Consider the following 16,672-nt stretch of genomic DNA (forward strand, 5'->3'; position numbering starts at 1 on the left):
TGACGAGACGTTTATATAACTGCCAAACAACAAAAAAAACCGACCTTTATTGGTCGGTTTTACAAAAAGAAAAGTTCTTCACGTTGTGAATAAACTTATGATACCGAATGTGTACGAGCAAACTGTAACAATTCTTCTGCACTTTCCTTCGTTTTCTTCGTCACTTCTGCTCCTGATAACATTCTGGCAATTTCATTGACACGTGAACGATTGTTAAGCTCCGTCACAGATGTTGAAACACGCCCTTCATCTTCTTGCTTTTGAATATAGAGATGCGTTGTTGCTAAGGCAGCAACTTGAGGCAAGTGTGTAATACAGAGCACTTGTGATTGTGAAGAGATCGCATAAATCTTTTCGCCAATCGCTTGAGCAACTCGACCACTCACGCCCGTATCAACTTCATCAAATATGAGGGACGTTCGCTCGCTTTGATTCGTAAGAATACGCTTTAACGCAAGCATAATTCTTGAAATCTCACCACCAGAAGCAACTTTGGCTAATGACTTTTCTGGTTCCCCTGGATTCGGTGATAGATAAAACTCTAAACGCTCAGCTCCATCTTCTGAGAGAACCACTTCTTGATCATCTGTTTGAACCGTCAAGCCTCGTGAATGATTTTTGCATTGAACTGAAAATGTCGTTTTTTCCATATACAAATCTTGAAGTTCTTTCTCGATCGCAGACGATAATTGTGTCGCCGCGTTTTTGCGCTTCGTTGATAATTCTTTCACTAAATGTACCGCTTGAATACCAACTTCCTTTAAACGCGTTTCATACTGAGAAATACGTTCGTCAAGATGCATGAGCTCTTGTGATTCATCCTCAATGTTTTTTGCGTATTCTATGACGTCTTGCAATGTTGAACCGTATTTACGCTTTAGTTGGTTTAATTCATCAAGACGAATTGTGATTTCATTGAGTCGTTCAGGATCAAAGTCGAGCTGCTCCAAATGATCTCGAAGAGCAAACGTCACTTCTTCTAATAAGTAAAAATTCGAAGAGAGTGACTCATCAAGTTCACTTAATTCTTTGTCGATTGCAGCGGCTTCATTAAGAGAAATCATCGCCTCTCGGATACTCTCAAGCCCACTACTCTCGCCGTATAAAGATTCAAATGCCTGTTGTAATTGAGAAAAAAGCTTCTCCATATTTGCCAATTTAAAACGCTCTCGTTCAAGTTCTTCATCTTCAGATCCATTGACGTTCGCGTTTTGAATTTCTTCTAACTGGTACTGAATTAAATCGAGTCGCTGGACATTTTCCCGATCATTGTCTCGTAGTCGCTTTAAATCCGCTTGAATCTCTTGCAACTCGCGAAATGATTGTTGATAAAGATCCTTAGTCGCTTGTAAATCGCCTCCGGCATACGTATCAATCATGTGACTATGCTTGTCCATTTGTAACAGCTCTTGATGTTCATGTTGACCGTGAATGTCAATTAGCGTCTGACCAACGGCTCTTTGCATTGTTAGTGTCACAAGTTGACCATTCACTCGACACGTACTTTTGCCCTTATCATTAATCTCTCGCTTGATGATGACCATTTCATCTTCGATTGATATGCCGGCTTCATCTAATATGTCAATAACTGGATGGTACTTTGTCACTCGAAACAGCCCTTCAATTTCGGCTTTTTGACTGCCATATCGGACGAAGTCTACAGATGAACGTCCACCTGCTAACAGACCTAGTGCATCGATAATAATCGATTTACCAGCACCCGTTTCCCCTGTTAATACAGTCAATCCAGTCGAAAAAGACAAAGAAAGTTCATCGATAATCGCAAAATTACGGATCGTCAACTCCTCAATCATGACTACACCTACTTCCTTTTACAACATCTCTAAAAACTTGGATGAGACGACAGGTGCTTGTTCGGGATCTTTGCAGATCATTAAGATCGTATCGTCCCCGCAAACGGTCCCCATAATCTCGTCCCAATCTAAATGATCAATAAGGGAACCAATTGCTTGCGCATTCCCAGGTAACGTCTTCATAATAATGAAATGACTCGCTTGGTCGATGCTGACAAAACTATCGAACAAATTCCGACGTAGCTTCTGCTCTGGGTTAAATCGTTGGTCTGCTGGTAAGCTATACTTGTAATGCCCCTCAAGCGTTGGCACTTTTACAAGATGTAATTCTTTAATGTCTCTTGAAACGGTCGCTTGTGTAACGTTAAAGCCCGCTGCTTTTAATTCATCCACAAGTTCCTCTTGCGTATCAATTGGTTTTGTATTTATTAACTCTCTAATTTTAACGTGTCGTTGTCCTTTAGTCACGATTGCCTTCCTCCTTGACACAAGAAAGTACAAGTTGCACCTTCATGTTTGACTTTCATTGATGATTATACCGATTTTTGTATAATTAAACAACAATCGTCAACAATGAACATCATTTATGCGCATCTTGTACTACTTGAATGATCACTTGATCCGTTATTTGGTTAGAAGTTGGCATTTTAGACAGGTAAAGCAAGAATTCTACATTCCCGCCTGCACCTGTAATCGGAGAGACGTCTAGACCTTTCGCATACAGTTGATTCGAAAAAGCAAAATCAATCACTTCTTGAATAACACGTTTATGGATTTTCGCATCACGAACAATCCCCTTCTTACCAACCTCTTCACGACCAGCTTCAAATTGTGGCTTAATGAGAACGACTGCTTGACCGGTCTCTTTTAGAATGCGCGCCATCGGCTGAAAAATATGTTTTAGCGAGATAAAAGAAACATCACAAACCGCAAAATCCGGTTGGCCACTCGTAAAATCTTCCGCATCCGCATACCGAAAGTTCATTCTTTCCATCACATGCACCCGCTCATCAGAACGGAGCTTCCAATGAAGCTGGTTATACCCTACATCAACAGCATAGACTTCTTTTGCACCATTTTGTAGGGCGCAATCGGTAAATCCACCCGTTGATGCCCCAACATCTAATATTAACTGATCCGTTAGATTAAGATTAAATGATTGGATGGCTTTTTCTAGTTTTAGTCCACCGCGACTTACGTATACACATTCTTCGCCTTTTACATAAAGCGTCGTTGACGTGTCCATTTTCGTGCCGGGCTTATCAATTCGTTCAAAATCAGAATAAACGAGACCAGCCATAATTGACCGTCTCGCTTTTTCTCGTGTATCGACGAGTCCTCGTTCGACGAGTAGCACGTCTACACGTTCTTTTTTATTCGCCATGGTTACGCTCTTTTCATTTTGCTAGGGATTAACTGTTTCAATTCATTAATCACTTCAGAAGTCGTTAACCCAAGTTCTTCATAGATTAAGCCGACACTGCCGTGCTCAATGTAACGATCTGGAATTCCCATTCGCTTCACTGGCATCGATGCAAGTTGCTCGTCATGTAAAAATTCAAGCACAGCACTTCCAAAGCCTCCAAGTAAAGCTGCTTCTTCAATCGTTAAAATTGGTAAGCCTTCTTCCCCAATTTCACGGAGTTGCTTTTCATCAAGCGGCTTTGCAGAGTTTGCATTCACAACACGTACTGAAACACCGTTTTGTTCCATGTACTCTGCTGCTTCTTCTGCTAATGGAAGCATCGTTCCGAAAGCTAAAATGACAGCATCGCTACCTTCTTTAACGACTGGCCATTGCCCAACCGGTACAGCTTGTAACTCTTCGTCCATATGAACACCATATCCATTACCACGAGGGTAACGAACAGCCATTGGACCATCATCGTTCTTATACGCCGTGTAGATCATATGCTGCAATTCATTTTCGTCTTTAGGCATTAGAATCTTCATGTTCGGGAGATGGCGCATATAATTGATATCAAATACACCTTGATGTGTCTCTCCGTCACCACCAACAAGACCTGAGCGATCGATTCCAAAAATGACATTTAAATTCTGTCTACATACATCGTGTACGAGCTGATCATAGCCCCGTTGTAAAAACGTAGAGTACACACCAAACACCGGTTTTAACCCTTGCGTTGCAATACCTGCAGCCATCGTTGTTGCATGCTGTTCCGCAATTCCTACGTCAAACATACGGTCAGGGAATTTGCTCGCAAATCGGTCTAATTTTGTACCACCTGGCATTGCTGCTGTAATTGCAACAACACGCTCGTCTGTTTCTGCAATCTTTGCGACCGTATCGCTAAATACTGCACTATAAGCTGGAGGTCCTGACTTCTTTTGCATATCTCCAGATTCAATTGCGTACGGACCAGGTCCATGCCACGCACCACTAGCGTCGAGTTCCGCTGGTTCGTAGCCTTTTCCTTTTTTCGTGAGCACATGCAAAATGACTGGACCTTTCGTCTTCTTTGCGTATTGAATATGGCGATGAAGGTCATCAAAGTCATGGCCATCAATTGGTCCGTAATACGTAAAGCCCATTTCTTCAAAGAACATTCCCTTTGATAGCAAGTACTTTAAACTATCTTTAAGACGCTCTGCAGTAGACGAGATTGGACCACCAAGTGCTGGAATCTTCTTGATTAAGTACTCCAAGTCTTCTTTCGTACGCTTGTATCCACCATTTGAACGGAGTCGTCCTAGAATGTTGTGAAGCGCACCGACATTTGGAGCAATGGACATTTCATTGTCGTTAAGAACGACTGTCAAATCGACTTGCTCATGACCGATATGGTTAAGCGCCTCAAGCGCCATTCCACCAGTTAACGCCCCATCACCAATGACAGGAACGACATGGAACTGTTCTTTTTTAAGATCACGTGCAAGTGCCATTCCCATTGCAGCGGAAAGTGATGTCGAGCTATGACCAGCTTCCCAAACGTCATGCTCACTTTCAGTCATTTTTGGGTACCCGCATAAGCCTTGGTATTGTTTTAGCGTGTCAAAACGATCGGCTCTACCCGTTAAAATCTTATGAACGTATGCTTGATGACCGACATCAAACAGAAATTTATCCTTTGGACTTTCGTACATTTTATGGAGCATTAACGTCAGTTCGACAACTCCAAGGTTCGGACCTAAATGCCCACCAGTAACGGATAATTTGTTCACAAGAAATGAACGAATCTCAGTTGCAAGTTCTTTTAATTGTTTCGTCGAATAACTTCTTAAAAACTCGGGATCTTGAATGGCTTCTAAATTCATGCCTTATCCCCACTTTCTTTATAAAATCAGCGATGATTTGTTAGTATTCTTCAATCCTTAACAATCCATGTGTTGTCCTTTATTGTACTTTTTCTTAATCGAAAAAGCCAACGAAAAGAGTTTACACGTTTATCGGTCACGTTTTGCAACGTAATGAAGAATTTGTAATAGATCATCTGCCTCAATCGACAACCGCTCTAGCGCATCTTCTGCAGTGGTGATATGTTGATTGAGTTTCTCTTTTGCACCTTCTAGTGTTAACAAGCTCGGATACGTACTCTTTTTATTGGACGTGTCACTACCCGTTGGCTTACCGATCAGTGCTTCGTCACCTTCAATGTCCAAAATATCATCTTTAATTTGGAAAGCAAGACCTAAATGTTTCGCAAATGTTCGAAGGTATTCAAGGTCCCTTTCTGGTGCTTGACCGATCACTCCTCCAGCTTCCACTGCAAATTCTAGGAGTGCACCGGTTTTGTGGCGATGAATCCATTCAAGTTCTAGAAGAGTTAATGAGCGGTCTTCACCCTCAATGTCTTCAACCTGACCACCAACCATTCCACGAGCTCCACTCGCTTCAGATAAGCGCTTCGTGAGCCATAATAAGTCACGAGGAGTCATTTCATCTTCAGCGATTGAACTAATGAGTGCAAAGCTTTCCGTTAGAAGAGCGTCACCTGCTAGAATCGCAAACGCCTCACCATACACACGATGGTTCGTTGGTTTGCCTCTACGATAATCATCATCATCCATACTCGGCAAGTCGTCATGGATAAGTGAATAGGTGTGAATCATTTCCAGTGCTGCTCCAACGTTGTATGCCGCTTGTGATACATTGCCATAACTTTTTGCAGTAGCAACGAGCAGTATTGGGCGAATTCTCTTTCCGCCTGCGTTTAACGAATAAAGCATCGCTTCTTTAATTTGCTTTGGACAATCAACACTTTCGATGTGATCAATCATCGTTTTCGTTATAACAGGCACATGCTCCTGTAGTAAGCGCTCAACCGCAGTATTGGTCACGTGCGATCCTCCTCACTCATTTGAAAAGCCTCTACTTCCCCATCCTCATTGACGATTTGGTCCATTTTCTTTTCAACATGTTGGAGTTGTTCATGGCATTGTTTTGACAGTGTCATGCCTTGTTGGTACATATCAATCGCTTTTTCAAGCGGGACATCGCCTGCTTCTAATTGATTAATTATCTCTTCAAGAGACGTCATTGCTTGTTCAAATGTCAGCTTCTCATCATTGGTTGTTTGATTCGTCACGGTGTTCTACTCCTTTCAACATCCCGTCTGGGTTGTTTTGTATTTCTTTGACAACACCTTCAATCTGTCCGTCTTGCACATGAACGGTGATTGAGTCGCCAACACTCACATCGGCTGCTTTTGTAACGAGTTCTTCGTTAGAATACGTCGCTGAATACCCACGCTTGAGCGTACCTAACGGATTAAGAATCGTTAACTTTGCAATAAGCTGATCATATCGATTTGCTTTGTCAGAGTACTGATGTTTTAAAGCACGGTGCAGTTTGTCATCTAAGCGTTGTAACGCTTCTGATTTCTGTTGATACAACTCATATGGGTTTACCCGTTTAAGGCGATTAAGTAACTGTTCTTCGTACTGTTTACGTTCTGTTACAAGTCGCTTTGTTGCCCGATTTAACTGTTCTAACGAACGATCAAGCTCTTGTTCTTTCTGGCGTAACAGTTGCGCAGGGTATTTAAAGGCATATGAAGATTGAAAACGACGTAACCGATCTCTTTTACTAACGAGTTGTTGGTTCGTGGCTTTTTGTAACCGTCGATGGTTAACGAGTAATTTATCGTTCCATTCTTGTAAAGAAGGAACGGCTAGCTCAGCAGCTGCTGTCGGCGTAGCGGCACGAACGTCCGCCACAAAATCGTGCAATGTCACATCGGTTTCATGGCCAACGGCTGAGATAATTGGCGTGTTTAATGAATGCGTTGTCTTCACAAGCTCTTCATCATTAAATGCCCAAAGCTCCTCGATGGAACCTCCTCCACGACCAGCGATAATAACATCTGCTTGACTTTGGTCTGCTTGTCTTAACGCACGAATAATGGATGGAACCGCATTAGGTCCTTGTACAGCTACAGGATAAAGTGTAATTAAAGCAATTGGATAACGACGTTTGATCGTCGTATAAATGTCTCGAATAACCGCGCCTGTTTTCGAAGTCACAACGGCAACTTCTTTAGGAAAACGAGGCAATGGCTTTTTTAACATGGGATCAAAATAGCCCTCTCGCTCCAACTTGCCTTTTAATTGTTCATAAGCAAGATAAAGTTGACCAATTCCATCTGGCTCCATCTGCTTCACATACAATTGATACTGACCGTACGGTTCATACACCGATATATTGCCTGTAATGAACACTTTCATGCCATTTTCTGGTTGAAAACGTAAAGCGCGATTATTTCCTGCAAACATAACAGCAGAAATTCGCGCTCGATCGTCTTTTAACGTGAAGTACATATGCCCACGACTATGATGTTTAAAGTTTGAAATCTCACCGTAAATGAATACACGCTCCAATGAAGGACTCGTTTCAAGTAACGTCTTGATTTGTCTAGTAACTTGTGAGACGGATTGATGCTTATGATCTGTCATTACAGCGACCCAACCTTTTAGCTGCAAGTACAGTGTTGTGTAGAAGCATCGTGATTGTCATTGGGCCGACACCACCTGGGACGGGTGTAATCCAGCCAGCAATTTCTTTCGTTTCATCAAATTGCACATCACCGATTAACTTTCCGTCAACGCGATTAACACCAACATCAATGACACATGCTCCTGGTTTAATTCCTTCAACACCGATCATTTGTGGTCTACCTACAGCTGCAATAAGAATATCTGCATCTAGTGTATGTTTATACAAGTCTTTCGTTTTTGAATGGCAATACGTTACTGTTGCGTTTTCATTGAGCAAAAGCTGCCCTACAGGCTTTCCTACAAGGTTACTTCGTCCAACAATGACCGCATGTTTGCCTTCAATCTCAATACCTGTTAACTTGAGCATTTCAATAATACCAAGGGGTGTGCACGGCACGAATCCTTCGCCGCCAGAAAGAAGTTGTCCGACATTTTCAGGATGAAAACCGTCAACATCTTTATGAGGGGAAATCTCATCGAGTACGACAGTCTCATCGATGTGTTTAGGTAACGGTAACTGCACGAGAATACCATGTACAGAAGAGTCTTCGTTTAGCGTACGAATTTCTTCCACGAGCTCGGCTTCTGTAAATGACTCCGGGTGTCTTTTAACGACAGACGTAATGCCGGCTTGTTCACATGCCCGCTCTTTGCCTTTAACATAACTATGAGACGCGGGATCGTCTCCAATAAGAATTACTGTCAAAGAAGGTATTGTTCCTTGCTCAATCAATTGCTCAACGTCTTCTTTAATACGAGATCTTGTTGTTTTAGCTATCTCTTTACCGTCGATCAGGTTCGCTGTCATTTTGAGTTCCCGCCTCTTTTGGATAGTTCTTTAAGATCGTCGCAAGCACTCCGTTTACGAATCGGCCTGCTTCTTCCTCACCGAATGCTTTCGCAGTGTTAATTGCTTCGTTTAGCGTTACGTGAGGTGGAATATCATCTCGATGCATCAATTCGTACACTGCTAAGCGAAGCACGGCGAAGTCGACATTGTTTAAACGTTCAACTGTCCAATGCTGCAGCTGTTCTTTGATTTGTGCATCAATGACGTCAAGGTTATCTAACGTGCCTGGAATCACGTCGTCTAAATACTCATCACTGATTTCATCTTCATCAAGCGCAAACCGGAGAGCTTCCTTCCAGTTTACGCCTGTCATTTCAACTTGAAAAAGAGCTTGTACAGCTCGAACTCTTGCCCATCTACGATTCATGCTTTACTCCTTTATTTGCGAGCGTATTATTCTGATAGACGCTCGGGTACAAATGCTTCATTCGCTTCTTCTTCTTTCTCAAAGTGAATGCCAACGACATGCACATTGATGCTCTCAAGCGCAATGGCTGTCATCGTCTCAAGCGCTTGCTGAATGTTCTTTTGAACTTTAATTGCAACATCTGGAACAGAAATTCCATAATATGCTACAACGGTAACATCAATCGTTACACCTTCTTCTCCAAGCTCTACTTTTACACCCTTACCGTGCATCTTCTTACCAAAACGCTCGGCAACGTCTGATGCAAAGTTGCCTCTTAACGTTGATACACCTTCAATCTCTGATGCAGCTAATCCGGCAATGACTTCAATAACTTCTGGTGAAATTTCTACCTTGCCTAAATCGTTCTCTTGTTCTTCAAGGTCAAGTAGTTGATATTCATTCATCGTGTCGCCCTCCTAATCATTACTCTTGATCACTAGACTGTTCTTCAAGCTGTTTCTCTTGCTCTTCACGCAAACGATCCATTCGATAATGTCTGAACACTGGGTATTCCGAGAGATTGTCTGGAATCTTCTTCGTTTCAAGTAAAATGATCTTCACGATGTTTTTGTTTCTTGCCATATGATAACTCTCATCATATTCGTTTTCTTTTGTATATCGCTTTAAGCTATCATAATCTTCTTCTTGAATCGAAACAGGGTGAGGGTTTTCCTCTGTTGCCTCTTCCACATAACCAACTTCAAATTCTACGATTTGAATGTTGTCGTTTTTTAAATTTCGTGTTTGTTCTAGTATTGACTTTGCACCTTCTGTTAAGTCGTTCCATTCCATGAAGTGCCATCTCCTAACTTCTAACCATTACAAGGGTTTGTCATCAGTTGATTATATCACGATAGATGAGTGATTTCACCTGTTAGGGAAAAACGATCACAAGAAAAGGGAATCACCGATCATTGATCGAATGATTCCCCTTTTCTATTATTGATTCATATGGTAAGAAACTGCTACAGAACGATTACCGATTTGCTCTTGTGCAATGCGATTAATTTCTACAACTTCAGCTTTAGAAAGTTCTTCTGTTTGAACAAAAACTTTCACTTCATCCGTGTCACTCATTACGAGTACATCTTCATAACCTTGTGCTGCAATGCGTTGTTCAAGGTTTGATTCTTGCTCGCTAATTTTTTGAAGCGCTTCGTTTTGTTCATGCGCACTATTTTTTTGCTCAGTAGTCGTGTCACTTGAAGCAATGGTATTCGTATTCGCTTCACGTGCTTCACTACGCGCTTCTTCACGTTCGATTCGTAAAGCACTAAACGTTTCACTTCCATCTAATCCTGCCGCAACATCGACACTGTCCGTCTCTTCGTTTCCTTCTTCATTTCCTTCATCGTCAGCTGGCTCATCTTCATTTACACCTTCGATTTCACCATTCCACTCTTCAACGACGACAGCTTGATCTGGGTTTTCTTCTAAATATTGCTCCCAAAGTTCACCTTCGAAATCCTCTAACGATTGATTATCGTTAATCAGGGACGCTTCTTGCGTCGTAGGGCTTTGTGGCCCAAAGAAGTAAACTCCTAAAACTGCAACTAAACTTAACATTGTTAACAACCAAACTGTTTGTTTTTTCAAGACCAAATCACTCATCCTTTCCAAGTTGTTTAGGCATTACAGATACGCGGTGAGCAGGAACATCAAGTGTTCTCGTGACCGCCTCTATTACCCATTCTTTTCTTTGCATACTCTCGACTCCATTAGCGACGACTAGAACCCCAGTAACATCTGGTTTATCAACACGGATAAGAAGTGGTTCTTCAGTTCCCCCTTGTTGAACGAGAACGAGTGTCTCTTCCTCTGTTCCTTCATCAAGCGTACGGTTTCCACCTTCTGTATCTGCTTCATCCGTTGTTTGTTGACGAATGCTGCGATCCTTCTCATACACTTTGCTCTCGGTTTCTTTTACATTAACGACGACGTCCACGTTTGAGATTCCGTCAATGGTTTCTAGTGCTTGTTGCAACCGTTCCCCATAAGCTTGTTCAATGAGTTGAAATTCGGTTGCAGCATTCGCTGACGGTTTGGATTGTTCAGTATTTCTTGCCACCGGTTCATTTTGCACTTCACCATTTTGCAACATCCCATCATCTTCATCGTCACCACTTGTCCCGATCATCATGAGCAATAGCCCAAGAACGATAAGTCCTACGATGTAATACCAACGGATTTTTTTCGGGCCATTTGACGATTGGCTGATTAATTCTTTGAATTTTGAAGTGTCCTTATTAGCCATTCAGCCCCTCCTCCTCAAGGCTGACTTGTATCATTTGCTCATCAACCTCCCAAATTTCTGCAAGGCGAGCACGCACTTCGCTTAGTATTGAATCCTCATCTACTGTCTCTTCTACAGTTTCATGCGCATTGACTGTTACTTCTTTTACCGGTTCGATTGCTGCAACGGACGTATTTCTTTGGTCATCCGCATCACTTACTAAGACGTTGATCCCTCCTTCATGTACAGAAATTGCGCGAAAGGACAGGTCGAACTCTCCTTCAAGCTCTGCTTGTGCTTCACTGCTAAGACGAGCAGCTACTTGTTCTGAGATATATGCATCATGTGCGGCTTGTATTTCTATTTTCTCTTGATTTATTTTATTTTCCATTTCAGTTGCTCCTTCGTAAAATGAAAATCCATTTAAATCAAACCACTCTGAAGGGTCTGTATGAACAAGATCAAATACCGGTTGCAAAAGAAGTACGATCATCATAAGACCAAGAACAAGGTCCGCATAACGCTTCATCGTTGACGTTGGTAATAACAACTCCAAAATAATCGCTAACAATAAAAATACGATGAGTGTCGTTACCCAATCATGAAAATATTCCATTTTCGTATCACCTCACCATCAACGCTAAATTGCCTGATGATATTATGATCGTTACAGCTAAGAAAAACATTAAACAGACGACCGAAACAGCGGCAAACATGAACATAACTGTTTTAGCAAACAAGCTCATTACCGAACCAAGCGCACCTCCGCCAAGTGGTTGCATGATTGCGCTCGTAATTTGAAACGTGATCGCAAGTGCTAGAATTTTCAGCGCTGGAAAAACAGTAATAACAAACAAGATCGCAAGGCCTGCTAGTCCAATTGTATTTTTCAGTAAGAGCGATGCTCCAATGACGGTGTCTGTTGCATCAGTAAACATTCGCCCTACAACGGGCACGAAATTACCGGCAATGTACTTTGCAGTACGAAGCGTGACCCCATCATGAACCGCTGATGTTGCACCTTGAACAGAGATTGTTGCTAAAAAGATCGTCAAGAACGCACCGAGTGTTCCCATTGCAACATTTCGAATGAGTGTAGCAAGTCTCGTTAATTGAAACTTCTCACTCATACTACTGACGACGCTAACGATTGCTGAAACAAACAACAATGGCAATACAAACCGTTCAATTAACAGACCACTCGTATTAACAAGAACGATAATTAGTGGATGAAAAAGCGCTGCTGATGTAGCCGCTCCAGTCATCGCTAAAAGAGCGAGTACCATCGGCAACAGTGAGATCATAAAGTGAACCATGTTTGCAACCGCTTCTTGTGCGTAACTCATTGCAATATAAAAACTGTTCATGCTAATGACGATCAGCACAGTAAACGTTACGCCATAAGCAACTTTACTAACCGCGTCATGCTCAAAGGCATTTTGCAACGCTCGTAGCACCATGCTAAATACAGCTAGTAAAATGAGCGTACCGAGTAGTGCAATGTTTGCGGTGAGTTCATGGAACAAGTAGCTGAGCAACGCTTTTAACCATTCCATCGGATTAAATGTATGCTCGCCTTGAAGAAATTCTGTAAATGGTGCTTTTTGGCTTTCTGGAAGAAATGACTCGTAATCACGTCGAATGTCTTCCCAAAACGTTTCTATTTCCGAAAATCCGAGACGATCGAGTTGCTCGTCCATTTGTTCAGTAATCTCATCTTGCGCTTCTACTTGATGCTCCTCTTCCGTATAGGTTGACGAGTCATTTGGAAACGTCAGTGAATCGTCTTCTGCAAAGCTCGTGGTTGGAAAAAGAAAAAAGACGGTTGTGGCAACGAGTAGTGTGATGAACCGTTTCACTTGCATCACTCTTTCTTACCCTGGAATTAAGGAAATCACCGTTTCAATGAGCACATTAAAAATCGGGATGGCCATGACGACGATTAGCACCTTTCCGGCAAGTTCAATTTTTTGGGCAATCGCTCCTTGATCAGCGTCTCTTGCAATCTGTGCACCGAACTCGGCAATGTAAGCAATCCCGATAATTTTTAACATCGTTTGCAAATAAACCATATTGATGTTTGCATGCGTTGCTAACGTTTCGACGAGTTGGAAGGCCATGACAATGTGGTCCAACAGAAACAAGAAAATCATTGCGCCAACAAAGAGCGTCAATAAAAAAGCGAACGCTGGCTTTTGCTCTTTTAAAATCATTGCTAAAAACGCAGAGATTAGGCCAAAGCCAACGATTTGAATCATGTCTATAGACATAAAATTACGATCCTATAAATAAAAAGACACTTCTGATTTTTGTAAATAAATCATCGACGATTGTCGCGACCATATACAAAACGACAATAAACCCGATTAACGTCACCCAATGTGCCCAATCTTCTTTGCCCATCTGCTTTAAAACGGTGTGAATCATCGCAACGACGATCCCAATTCCAGCAATCTGGAATATTGTATCCACATCGTATCCCACCGCGATCCCTCCTTTTGCCTAGATCATGACGATAATTGCAAGCAAGCCTCCTAAAAACCCGAGAGACTTCGCCATGCGCTCATATCTTAGTTGTTCTTCTCGTGCATTTATTTCTTCAGCCCGTAAATGTGTAAGTGTTAATTGAATGTATTTTTGTTGCTCATAACGGCCATGCTGGCCGAGCGTTTGACCAAATTGCAGGAGCGCTTCTTTTTCTTTTATTTTCATGGCTGTTTTATCCCAATTGATCGCTATGCTTTCTTGCCAAGCACTTTGAACGTCATGATTTCCTTCTTTTAATCGGGTTCCAAAGTCTTTGAAAAACTGCGAAAGCGGACTTGAAACGGTTGAGGATATTCGATTAGCAACATGAATGAGCGGTGTGTGACCGTACATGACTTCTGCCTCAAAATGTTGCAATGCAGTCGTTAATTCACGAATTTGCTTCGATCGTTGTGACAAGCGTCTTGCCCATTCAAACCCGATCGCAGTCATGCCTACTAACAAAATGATGGCACCGATCCACCTCACAACTTGCCTCTTTTCTTATGCACAAAGTGACCTTCCTTTTTATCGTTGAGCAAAAGGATTCCTTCAAACGTATCAGAACTGATTATCCCTCTCGCTTCTAAGTCATTCATTGACTTTGCATGTGCACTACAAAGAACAGCAACACCTGCGCTCGCAGCTTCCTCAATTGCCCTTATATCAGCTTCACTTCCGACCTCATCAACGATGATGACGTTCGGACTCATCGAGCGTATAAGCATCATCATCCCTTCTGCTTTCGGACAACGATCCAGTACATCCGTGCGTTTCCCAACATCATGTTGCGGTGTACCTTCAAATGAAGCGGCAATTTCACTTCGTTCATCAACGATCGCAACCTTCTGCGGCGGAATGTTAAGACGCTCATAACCATTGCTCATTATTTTTGCAAGGTCACGAAGAATCGTCGTTTTCCCAGATTGAGGAGGACCTGCAATAATTGATGTTTTCCACCTGCCTTCATATAGGCCTTGAAGGTATGGAACACTAACCTTCTCCAGCGCTCGACTAATTCGAATGTTAAACGTGCGAATATGTTTAATTGTCTTTACGACGCCTTTCTCCACAACCGCTTCTCCAGCAATCCCAACTCTGTGCCCGCCTCGTAACGTTAAAAAGCCATGACGCAATTCTTCTTCGAAAGCGTAAATGGAATGTTGACTTAATTGATTTAAAACAAATGTCGCATCCGCTTCATTAAACAACGTATTCCTCAAGAAAAAGCTTTCTCCAGCCAACACGACCTCAATTGATTGATTTGGACGGAGGCGAATCTCTTGAACGAAATGGTTCATGAGTACAGATGTTAATTCTTGGTGATACTGGTATGGAAGCAAGGCGACGATGTTTTTAATGGACTGCAATTCTAAGCTTTGCTTAAGCATGAGTGACACCAATCTTCAACTCCGTTTCAAAAGGAACATTCATTTTTGTGTGCTGAAACATCACAACAGTGAATAAACCCTTTAATAAGCTCGTTGACATGATTTCAAAAATGGATCTTGCTTGTACACTTTATTCGTACAACTCGTAAATAGAACTAAGACGACGAGTATTCAAACACCATTTTTAAGTAACCTTGTCGAAGTCCGTCGTGAAATCCATGCAAATCGAATGAAAGCGGATAAGAAGCGTTGACGCGCGTATATAGCGGTGTTAGCTTAAAAGCAAGTTAGTATTCCAGTCGTTGTCGCGCTTAGTTATTTTGAAAGGAGCGCTAATTCATGGCGTATCAGAACATTTTAGTTTGCCTAGATAGTGAAAATGAACCGACCTTTCATGCTTACAATGAAGCGATTTCATTTGCGAGAAATGAATCTGCGACACTTTATTTATGTAGCATCATTAATACGAAAGCTTATGGTGCAATGTCTCGGTACGATAAAAACCTCGTACCACAAGTTAAGCAAATGGCAACAGATTATTTATCACACCTTCACCAAAAAGCAACAACAGCCGGTGTTAACGCTAAACTAATTGTTGATACAGGACTTCCTGTACAGAAAATTGTTAAATCTGTCGTGCCCCGTTACAACATTGATTTAATTATTCACGGAGCCACCGGGGGCAATAAAATTGAAAAAGCGTTAGAAGGCAGCATTTCAAAAGGGCTGATCAAAAAAAGCCAAGTCGACTGTTTAGTTGTAAAGCCTAGGGACATTAAAGCAGGTGTGAAATATGCCTAATCTACCGCTCATCATTTACGTTGATTATGGTAATCATTCGTTTGCTGCTATCAAAAAGGGTGCAACAATCGCAAAGCAACGGAACAAAGATGTGATCCTTGCCCACTCGATTGACCGACGTAAAGATTCAGTCACAGATCGAAATGACATTCAATCAAAACAACAATTAATACAACAGCGAACCGCTTGGTTAAATGATTACAAAGCTTATCTTCTCGATGAAGGGATTGAAGTCATTAACATTGACCTTTCCTTTGACAAACCGTCAAAACGCATTAACGAATTGAATGCCGATTTGATCGTCGCTGTCAAAACCGATCGCTGGGGAATCGTGAAACATTATTCACACGATCTATTTCAAAACCCTCCCTACACGTTGCTCGGTGTTCACGTAAATCAAACGTCAAAAAATAAACTGGCGTAACGAAAGACCATTTATAAAAAAACGGATGTTCCAGATTCCATGTAAAAAGAATCTAGACATCCGCTTTTTATGAAAGGTAGAAAACGTTACAACTTGGTCTGCGCCTGTATATAACAACGCTTGTGGTTTGTTGCAACAAAAAAAGCACTTTAAACAGAAACGTTTAAAGTGCTTTCAGATTGTCGAGAAAGCCTTGGTTCTGTGAACCAAGGCTTTCTCTTATGGTCTTTGAATTGGTTCCAATGACGATTTTTTTGGTGAAAAGTATA

General features: G+C 41.8%; 21 protein-coding genes. 2 read left to right on the forward strand and 19 right to left on the reverse strand.

Annotation, left to right across the window (positions count from 1 at the left end):
- Nucleotides 1-95 precede the first annotated feature (95 nt).
- From recN to spoIIIAA, 19 genes are all read right to left on the reverse strand, one after another.
- Entirely contained in the window at nt 96-1,814 is a 1,719-nt protein-coding gene (recN, locus tag JOD17_RS13280; protein ID WP_204698333.1) for a DNA repair protein RecN, read from the reverse strand.
- Between the two features lie 18 nt (nt 1,815-1,832).
- Complete coding sequence (gene ahrC, locus JOD17_RS13285; RefSeq protein WP_042413650.1) at nt 1,833-2,282, reverse strand: transcriptional regulator AhrC/ArgR; 450 nt, start codon at nt 2,280-2,282, stop codon at nt 1,833-1,835.
- 112 nt (nt 2,283-2,394) lie between these two features.
- The gene (locus JOD17_RS13290) at nt 2,395-3,198 is read right to left on the reverse strand and encodes a TlyA family RNA methyltransferase (RefSeq protein ID WP_204698334.1); all 804 of its coding nucleotides are present in this window, start codon (nt 3,196-3,198) and stop codon (nt 2,395-2,397) included.
- 2 nt (nt 3,199-3,200) lie between these two features.
- Nucleotides 3,201-5,090, reverse strand: coding sequence for a 1-deoxy-D-xylulose-5-phosphate synthase (gene dxs / locus JOD17_RS13295; protein WP_042413647.1), 1,890 nt, complete (start codon nt 5,088-5,090; stop codon nt 3,201-3,203).
- A 129-nt stretch (nt 5,091-5,219) separates the two neighbouring features.
- Nucleotides 5,220-6,113 carry a polyprenyl synthetase family protein gene (locus JOD17_RS13300; RefSeq protein ID WP_338028796.1) on the reverse strand — a complete coding sequence of 298 codons (894 nt, stop codon included), beginning with the start codon at nt 6,111-6,113 and terminating at the stop codon, nt 5,220-5,222.
- Nucleotides 6,110-6,361, reverse strand: coding sequence for an exodeoxyribonuclease VII small subunit (gene xseB / locus JOD17_RS13305; protein WP_255343319.1), 252 nt, complete (start codon nt 6,359-6,361; stop codon nt 6,110-6,112). The genes JOD17_RS13300 and xseB overlap by 4 nt, the downstream gene beginning before the upstream one ends.
- Nucleotides 6,339-7,727, reverse strand: coding sequence for an exodeoxyribonuclease VII large subunit (xseA, locus tag JOD17_RS13310; RefSeq protein WP_204698335.1), 1,389 nt, complete (start codon nt 7,725-7,727; stop codon nt 6,339-6,341). The genes xseB and xseA overlap by 23 nt, the downstream gene beginning before the upstream one ends.
- Nucleotides 7,714-8,577, reverse strand: coding sequence for a bifunctional methylenetetrahydrofolate dehydrogenase/methenyltetrahydrofolate cyclohydrolase FolD (gene folD / locus JOD17_RS13315; RefSeq protein WP_204698336.1), 864 nt, complete (start codon nt 8,575-8,577; stop codon nt 7,714-7,716). The genes xseA and folD overlap by 14 nt, the downstream gene beginning before the upstream one ends.
- Nucleotides 8,552-8,986, reverse strand: a complete 435-nt coding sequence (nusB, locus tag JOD17_RS13320; protein WP_204698337.1) for a transcription antitermination factor NusB — start codon at nt 8,984-8,986, stop codon at nt 8,552-8,554. Before nusB ends, folD begins: the two co-directional genes overlap by 26 nt.
- Before the next feature lie 26 nt (nt 8,987-9,012).
- The gene (locus JOD17_RS13325; RefSeq protein WP_042413639.1) at nt 9,013-9,432 is read right to left on the reverse strand and encodes an Asp23/Gls24 family envelope stress response protein; all 420 of its coding nucleotides are present in this window, start codon (nt 9,430-9,432) and stop codon (nt 9,013-9,015) included.
- 19 nt (nt 9,433-9,451) lie between these two features.
- A complete protein-coding gene (locus JOD17_RS13330) occupies nt 9,452-9,820 on the reverse strand; it encodes a hypothetical protein (protein ID WP_169963032.1) in 369 nt (122 codons plus the stop codon).
- Nucleotides 9,821-9,967: 147 nt separating this feature from the next.
- A complete protein-coding gene (locus tag JOD17_RS13335) occupies nt 9,968-10,624 on the reverse strand; it encodes a SpoIIIAH-like family protein (protein WP_193745337.1) in 657 nt (218 codons plus the stop codon).
- Nucleotides 10,625-10,631: 7 nt separating this feature from the next.
- Complete coding sequence (spoIIIAG, locus tag JOD17_RS13340) at nt 10,632-11,282, reverse strand: stage III sporulation protein AG (RefSeq protein ID WP_204698338.1); 651 nt, start codon at nt 11,280-11,282, stop codon at nt 10,632-10,634.
- Nucleotides 11,275-11,877 carry a stage III sporulation protein AF gene (gene spoIIIAF / locus JOD17_RS13345; RefSeq protein ID WP_169963040.1) on the reverse strand — a complete coding sequence of 201 codons (603 nt, stop codon included), beginning with the start codon at nt 11,875-11,877 and terminating at the stop codon, nt 11,275-11,277. Before spoIIIAF ends, spoIIIAG begins: the two co-directional genes overlap by 8 nt.
- Nucleotides 11,878-11,884: 7 nt before the next feature.
- Nucleotides 11,885-13,126, reverse strand: coding sequence for a stage III sporulation protein AE (gene spoIIIAE / locus JOD17_RS13350; RefSeq protein WP_204698365.1), 1,242 nt, complete (start codon nt 13,124-13,126; stop codon nt 11,885-11,887).
- Nucleotides 13,127-13,135: 9 nt separating this feature from the next.
- Nucleotides 13,136-13,531: a stage III sporulation protein AD gene (gene spoIIIAD, locus JOD17_RS13355; protein ID WP_042359090.1), complete on the reverse strand. Its 396-nt coding sequence runs from the start codon at nt 13,529-13,531 to the stop codon at nt 13,136-13,138.
- A gap of 4 nt (nt 13,532-13,535) precedes the next feature.
- Nucleotides 13,536-13,745, reverse strand: coding sequence for a stage III sporulation protein AC (gene spoIIIAC / locus JOD17_RS13360; protein WP_081831515.1), 210 nt, complete (start codon nt 13,743-13,745; stop codon nt 13,536-13,538).
- A gap of 18 nt (nt 13,746-13,763) precedes the next feature.
- Nucleotides 13,764-14,276: a stage III sporulation protein SpoIIIAB gene (gene spoIIIAB, locus JOD17_RS13365; protein ID WP_338028798.1), complete on the reverse strand. Its 513-nt coding sequence runs from the start codon at nt 14,274-14,276 to the stop codon at nt 13,764-13,766.
- Nucleotides 14,273-15,178, reverse strand: a complete 906-nt coding sequence (gene spoIIIAA, locus JOD17_RS13370) for a stage III sporulation protein AA (protein WP_204698339.1) — start codon at nt 15,176-15,178, stop codon at nt 14,273-14,275. Before spoIIIAA ends, spoIIIAB begins: the two co-directional genes overlap by 4 nt.
- 339 nt (nt 15,179-15,517) lie before the next feature.
- Between spoIIIAA and JOD17_RS13375 the strand changes: the two genes are divergently transcribed.
- Both JOD17_RS13375 and JOD17_RS13380 read left to right on the forward strand, forming a co-directional pair.
- A complete protein-coding gene (locus JOD17_RS13375; protein WP_204698340.1) occupies nt 15,518-15,979 on the forward strand; it encodes a universal stress protein in 462 nt (153 codons plus the stop codon).
- A complete protein-coding gene (locus tag JOD17_RS13380) occupies nt 15,972-16,403 on the forward strand; it encodes a universal stress protein (RefSeq protein WP_204698342.1) in 432 nt (143 codons plus the stop codon). Before JOD17_RS13375 ends, JOD17_RS13380 begins: the two co-directional genes overlap by 8 nt.
- Nucleotides 16,404-16,672: the final 269 nt, after the last annotated feature.

This window comes from Geomicrobium sediminis, from assembly GCF_016908595.1.
Taxonomy (GTDB): Bacteria; Bacillota; Bacilli; order Bacillales; family Marinococcaceae; genus Geomicrobium_A; species Geomicrobium_A sediminis.

Coding starts and splice junctions, on each gene's coding strand:
- spoIIIAA (WP_204698339.1), bottom strand. CDS start 15,178: ATGCTTAAGCAAAGCTTAGAATTGCAGTCCATTAAAAACATCGTCGCC.
- JOD17_RS13380 (WP_204698342.1), top strand. CDS start 15,972: ATGCCTAATCTACCGCTCATCATTTACGTTGATTATGGTAATCATTCG.
- JOD17_RS13330 (WP_169963032.1), bottom strand. CDS start 9,820: ATGGAATGGAACGACTTAACAGAAGGTGCAAAGTCAATACTAGAACAA.
- JOD17_RS13375 (WP_204698340.1), top strand. CDS start 15,518: ATGGCGTATCAGAACATTTTAGTTTGCCTAGATAGTGAAAATGAACCG.
- JOD17_RS13325 (WP_042413639.1), bottom strand. CDS start 9,432: ATGAATGAATATCAACTACTTGACCTTGAAGAACAAGAGAACGATTTA.
- JOD17_RS13290 (WP_204698334.1), bottom strand. CDS start 3,198: ATGGCGAATAAAAAAGAACGTGTAGACGTGCTACTCGTCGAACGAGGA.
- dxs (WP_042413647.1), bottom strand. CDS start 5,090: ATGAATTTAGAAGCCATTCAAGATCCCGAGTTTTTAAGAAGTTATTCG.
- spoIIIAF (WP_169963040.1), bottom strand. CDS start 11,877: ATGGAATATTTTCATGATTGGGTAACGACACTCATCGTATTTTTATTG.
- xseA (WP_204698335.1), bottom strand. CDS start 7,727: ATGACAGATCATAAGCATCAATCCGTCTCACAAGTTACTAGACAAATC.
- spoIIIAG (WP_204698338.1), bottom strand. CDS start 11,282: ATGGCTAATAAGGACACTTCAAAATTCAAAGAATTAATCAGCCAATCG.
- recN (WP_204698333.1), bottom strand. CDS start 1,814: ATGATTGAGGAGTTGACGATCCGTAATTTTGCGATTATCGATGAACTT.
- folD (WP_204698336.1), bottom strand. CDS start 8,577: ATGACAGCGAACCTGATCGACGGTAAAGAGATAGCTAAAACAACAAGA.
- nusB (WP_204698337.1), bottom strand. CDS start 8,986: ATGAATCGTAGATGGGCAAGAGTTCGAGCTGTACAAGCTCTTTTTCAA.
- spoIIIAE (WP_204698365.1), bottom strand. CDS start 13,126: ATGCAAGTGAAACGGTTCATCACACTACTCGTTGCCACAACCGTCTTT.
- spoIIIAD (WP_042359090.1), bottom strand. CDS start 13,531: ATGTCTATAGACATGATTCAAATCGTTGGCTTTGGCCTAATCTCTGCG.